The following is a 5,749-nucleotide window of genomic DNA, read 5'->3' as shown; positions in this document are numbered from 1 at the left end:
GCCGCCGCGCGCCAGGCACTTGTCGGTGCCTTCAAATCCTTCCACGGCCAGCACCGTGCCCGCCTTGACCACCACCAGCTGGCCGATTTCCAGCCGCGAAATCTCTTTGGCGATGCCGAAACCGTACGCCACATCCTCGCGCTGCTCGGCGGATAATTTGCGTCCGAGCTGGAATCCCGCGCCCGGCATCAGCGGTTGCAACCACGGCGTCGCTTCGATGAGTTCCACGCCGTCCTTCTGCAATTCATCGGCAATGGCGCCAAAGATCGTGTGGGCATTCCGTTCCTTCAGCTTGAACAAGACCGCCATGCCGCGGAGGTCGGGGCGGACGTGATAGAGATTCTTCGGGGCGATCTGGCCGAGCATGACGCATTGTTTCACACCCCGATCGGTGAAGGCGGCAATCATTTTGGCGAGCTGGCCCACCTTCACCCACACGACTTCGTCCACCAGCGCGGCGATGGCCGGGTCCGTTTCGCCTTCGAACGCCACGGCCACCAGGCGCTTCACCCCCGCCGCCCGGGCTTGCCGGGCGAATAGCAGCGGGAGCGAACGGTTGCCGGCAATGATGCCAATGGATTCCGCAGTCGAACTCACGGCGCGAACGGTAATCACTTTTGAAGTTGAAGCAATTCCAAGGTTGGGTCGCCTCCGGCGCACGGCAGCACGTCAAAGGCGCCGATTTTTGACGTCCGGCGCTGGTGTTAATCAAGGCGACCGCAACCAGCGCAGGAGGTCGGCCATGTCCTGTGGCTTCAAGGCGGATTCAAATCCGGTGGGCATCAGGGATTGTTGCGAGGGCGACATCGCCGCGATCTCGCCGCGCAACACGGGATGCTCGACGCCCCCGGCCAGGCGCAGGACGAGATTGTTCGCCGTCTCGGCCGAGATAATGCCGTCCAGCACATCGCCCGACTTGAGGGTGATTCGCCACGCCCGGTAACGGGCCTCGACCGCCTGGTTCGGATCGAGAATGGCGGTGACCAGCCAATCCACCGGCTTGTTGCCCACCATGCCCAGATCGGCGCCGACCTCATTCCCTTCACCCCGTAGCCGATGACAGGGAACGCAGAGGGTCTGAAATTGCCGCTGCCCGCGTTGGGCGTCGCCCGTCAGGTTTCCGACGCCCGCGTAGCCGGCAATGACTTGCGCGCGGTCGGAGGACGAGGGCGTCAAAGCGACGCTGGTGGCGGCGGGTTTGGGGATTGGCGCAGCGGCTTTCATCTGCGCGAACAGCGCGCTGTCGGGTCGCAGCGATGACATGATGGCGATCCGTAACAATTCATCCGCGTCGTCCCGCGCGGCAAGTTGGCGGAGTATCGGCTCACTTTTTTCCGGCGGCCAGGCCCCGAGCGAAAAGGCGGCCTGCAACCGGACCGCGGCATCGCTGTCGGTCGCGAGGGCGGCAACGGCGGGAAACAACGCCTCACTTTTTCCGGCCTGAGATTCGCTTTGCCGGAGCGCCTCGCAGCGAACGGCAAAATGCGGGTCAGCGAGGGCGGCCACCACGATTTCCGGAGTCAGCGCGCCGAGCAGGCCGAGGGTGGCGAGGGCCTGCAGGCGAACCTGTGGCGCGTGGGTGAGAGTCAGCAACTCGCGGAGGGGCTCGTTCGCCGCTGCGTCGGCCCGCTCGAAGAGCAGGCGCATCGCGGTGTCGCGCTGCCAGCCGTTCACGCTGTCCATCGCCGCGACGAGATCGTGTGTGTTTTTGGCGGCCAGATTAGGGATGGTCCGCCGCGGCTTACCCTCGGGCACCACCCGGTAAATGCGTCCCTTGTCTTCGCCCGCCCGCAGATCCAGCCGCGCTTGCATCTCCGGTGAGATCCACTCCGGGTGTTCGAGGACAAACCGATACATGTCGGCGACGTAGAGCGCGCCGTCCGGTCCGGTCTTGGTCATGATCGGCCGGAACCAGTTGTCCGTGCTCGCCAGGAATTCACTTTGTTCCTCGCCCGCGGCGCGATGGCTGGTGAAACCGGCGCCGTCCCGCACCAGGACTTCGCGGTGAACGACATTGTGCACCGGCTCACTGGCGAAGACGGTGGTGGCAAACTCCGGGCCGAACAGCTCGTCGCGGTAGGGACACGGGCTGCACCCGCTCGTGACATGATTGAGCGACCATGGCTGATTCGGGCGTACCATCGCCGCACTGGCGGGGAAAACGCGGGTGGAATCTTCGTAGTTGGCCAGCACATGCAGCACGCGCTTCACGGCCAGCTGGGGATTACGCCGGAGATAATGTTCGGGCAAGGTGACGTGCCAGAGCCAGGTGGGATTGTTGTTCCCAAACCAGTTGCCCCAATCGTCACGCCGCCGGGCAAACTGCGTTTGCGCGGACACCGTCTCGATCTCACCGGTGTCCGGTCGGAAACGGATGTCCCGGCCGCTGATGGAAATGGTTTTTCCGGTGGCGAGTGATTTCACTTTGCCGCCGCTGTCACCGTTTGCGGCGTAGATCCAGCCGTCGAGCCCCCACTCGAAACCATTGAGCCGGTGCTGTTGATTGCCCTCCACGAATCCGGTGAACAACACCTTGCGCACGTCCGCCCGGCCGTCGCCGTCGGTGTCCTCCGCGTAAAATAAATCTGGTGCCGCCGCGATGAGCGCGCCCTTGCGCCACGGCATCACGCTGGATGGGAAGGCCACTCCTTCGAGAAATGTCGTCTCCTTGTCGTAACGACCATCGCCATCCGTGTCGGTTAACACCTTCACCACGCCGCCGGGCTTCCCCTGGCCATCGAGGCCCAGCGGATAGTCGCGCATCTCCACCACCCAGAGCCGACCATCCGCGCCCCATTCAAACGCGATGGGATCCATCACCAGTGGCTCCGCGGCGACCAGCTCGACGCGAAACCCCGGGCGGACACGGAAACTGGCCAGCGCTTCCGCCGGCGATTTCGGGGGTGGCATGTCGAAGGCGATCAGTGCCTTCGCCGACCGCCGCTCGACGGTGACGGGCTTCCCGTCGCCGGCCGGTCGCGTGATGGTCAACTGGCCATTTTCGATGCGCACCTCCGCGCCGACGACCGAAGGCGGCTCGTTGGCGGCACCGGTTCTCGGGCCGGCCCGGACGAACTGCGACCACCCGCGCGTCCAGCCGAGGTCAAGGCGCACCTCCTTTGACCACAGGTAAATAGCGAAGCGCTCCGGGTTCGAGAACAGCAGGTCATCGAAGCCGTCGCCGTTCAGATCCACGAACCGCAGCCCGGCGTCTTTGCCGGCGGCGTCCACCAACCCGACGCTTTCGGGCAGGGTGTAATCGGCTTTAACCCACGTCTTCCGCGTCGCATCCAATTGCTGGATTTCGGACACCCCCGCCCGACTGATCAGCTTTTCCTTGGTGCCGTCATGGTCGAAATCGTGCAGCAAGGTGTCAGGCGTGACGGGTTGCGCCACGGCCCGGCTGCCGAGCATCAGCGCCGCCACGAAGGCAGGGCCCCAACATCGCCGGGGTGGTCGTACGTTCATCTCCCCAATTTCTCCAGCACGTTGCGGGTGATGCGATCCACGATGACATCGCCGCCGCGCAGGCCGTGGGCCCAATCGGTGCTGCCGCAGGTAAACACCGTGCCACCCCGCGTGTAAACGCCCAGCACGGCGTTGCCTTTGCGGCCATTCTCCCATTGCTCGTACCACTGGCAGTCATCGGGATGCCATTGGGCGGGCGCGGTGCCCAACACGGTGAACGTGCTCGGGGTGCCGTCGCGATAGGTGGGGGCAGGCAGGCCATCTTTCCACTCCAGTTCGCAACCATCGCACTCGTAGCCGACAATCGTGTCCTTGCCGCCGAAGGCATCACCGCGTTTCAGTCCGGTGCCCGCGAAAAGCCAGTGGTCCGGTCGGTGGACGGTGTAAGCGCCGCTGCCATCCATGAGTTGACCGTGACTCTTGTGATAACCGCCCCAGAGAAAACCGACCCCCGTGAGTTGATTCTCGGGCCGCTTGACCAGGTGATGGCTCCATAGGGTGGAGAGCGTGGCCTGGCTGTCGCGCGCCCCGTAAATCGGATCCCACAAATAATTTTGCTTCCAGCATGTGAGGGCCTGACCATCGTCCTCGGTGCGCACCTGCCAGCAACAGGTGTTGCCGCTGAAGAACGCCACGTTGCCGCCGTCGGCGATGAACTGTTCCAGATTGTCCCGCATGGGCGCCGACCAGTACTCATCATGCCCGACACTGAGCACGAGGCGATAGGATTTCAGGATTTCCGGATGCGCCTCCAGATCGCCGTTCGCCGCATAATCGAAAATGAAGCCATTGCGCTCCGCCCATTCGACGAACGGCTGCTCCCAATTGCTGAACAGGCTCGCCGGCGGGCGTTCGTAGGAAACGCGATGCCCCTGGTTGCCGCCTCGACCATGGTAGGCATAGAGGCTGAAGCCACCCCAGTTGTTGTAGGCGTTGTAGGTGTGGGTGGATAACTGCAGCAGAATGTTCGAAGCCTGGCCCGGGTTGGCGGACCGGAGGACGAAGTAACAGCCACCCTCCGCCGTGCGTGAGTTGCGCTGAATGAACTTCCCGCCACCGTCGCGCGCCCGCAACGACACCTGGTAGTAACCGCTGCGCCACGCGGCGGGAATTTTCAGCGTGACCGCCGCCGGCCAGTGGCAACCGCGCGACGAGGCATCCTCCGGCACGGGATGTTCGCGGCCCGCGACCGAGGCGGATGACCAAACCGATTCGGCTTTCGCCCCGAGCCGCACGATCTCGACGGAGAAAGCCGCCGCGCTGGTGGACACATGCAGGGTGAGATCCTCGCCCGGAGCATAGCTGACCCGACCCGCGTAGCCTTCCACGAAGAGCGGGCGTGGTTCGTCCGCCGCCGCGAGGACGCCGGCGCTGGTCAGCCAGCAAAGACTGGCGAGGCATACCGTCATCCGAATTGCGAAGCGGGAAAATTGCATGTCGTCAACTTGGCGGGAGGCTCACAACGAAAGCAAGCGAGTTTCTTCCCGTATCGGGGAACGGATAATTCTTGCTGAAAATCTTGGTTTTCTCTTGGTCTGCGTGCCGCCGTCCGACGGCAGCATCCCGCGGCGGTGATTAACAGTCAGATGAAGATTACGATTAAGATTGGGAGCAGCGAAGGTCGACGCGATACCGTACGCCGCCTAAGGCCAAGAGCTTCATTCCTCTTTCTCCGCCGGGAGGATCGGTTTGCCTTCCCACAGCCATTGGCCGTTTTCCTGAACGAGCACCCGATGGGCGCTCCCGGGCACGGGCGGCGCATTGACTTTCGGCAACCACTGTGCGTGCTCGCGAATTACGTCGGCCTGCTTCGGGTTGGTGGCGAGATTGGTCCACTCGTTCGGATCGACTCGTAGATCGTAGAGTTCCTCCGCCCCGTTGGCGTAGCGGATGTAACGCCAGTGCTCGGAGCGGACGGCATGGTTGCCAACGTTGTGGGTGGTGATCGCCGGCCAAGGCCGGGGAGTTTTGGCGGTTTTCAGTTGGGGCCCAAGGCTGTGCCCTTCGAGGCCCGCCTTCGGTGGCAGACCACACAGTTCGACCAATGTCGGGTAGATGTCGAGCAACTCGGCCGGTTGCCCGCACTTCGCGGCGCGGGTCACACCGGGCCCGGCAAACATCAGCGGCACATGGGTCGATCGCTCCCAGAGTGTGGTCTTGCCCGTCATCCCTTTCACTAATAGGAATTTGCTTTTTCATGGCGGGAACCGAGCCTGACCGTTCCGGGGTATTATCGCAAGAAATTAAACCCTTCAGATGCGACGCAGTAAGGATTCCCGCC

At 63.5% G+C, this 5,749-nt stretch carries 4 protein-coding genes; all 4 read right to left on the bottom strand.

All coding sequences use genetic code 11. From position 1 onward, the window contains the following. A partial coding sequence (locus FJ404_19085; protein MBM3824957.1) for an LpxI family protein occupies positions 1-597 on the bottom strand: 597 nt, incomplete at its 3' end. A gap of 111 nt (positions 598-708) precedes the next feature. After that, positions 709-3,468, bottom strand: coding sequence for a c-type cytochrome (locus tag FJ404_19080; protein ID MBM3824956.1), 2,760 nt, complete (start codon positions 3,466-3,468; stop codon positions 709-711). Continuing rightward, complete coding sequence (locus FJ404_19075; protein ID MBM3824955.1) at positions 3,465-4,877, bottom strand: hypothetical protein; 1,413 nt, start codon at positions 4,875-4,877, stop codon at positions 3,465-3,467. The genes FJ404_19080 and FJ404_19075 overlap by 4 nt, the downstream gene beginning before the upstream one ends. Before the next feature lie 249 nt (positions 4,878-5,126). Beyond that, positions 5,127-5,645, bottom strand: coding sequence for a DUF4976 domain-containing protein (locus FJ404_19070; GenBank protein ID MBM3824954.1), 519 nt, complete (start codon positions 5,643-5,645; stop codon positions 5,127-5,129). Between the last annotated feature and the right edge of the window lie 104 nt (positions 5,646-5,749).

It is taken from the genome of Verrucomicrobiota bacterium (assembly GCA_016871495.1).
Taxonomy (GTDB): Bacteria; Verrucomicrobiota; Verrucomicrobiia; order Limisphaerales; family VHDF01; genus VHDF01.
The sequence above is the reverse complement of the archived record's forward strand: the minus strand, read 5'-3'. Positions and strand labels throughout refer to the sequence as shown.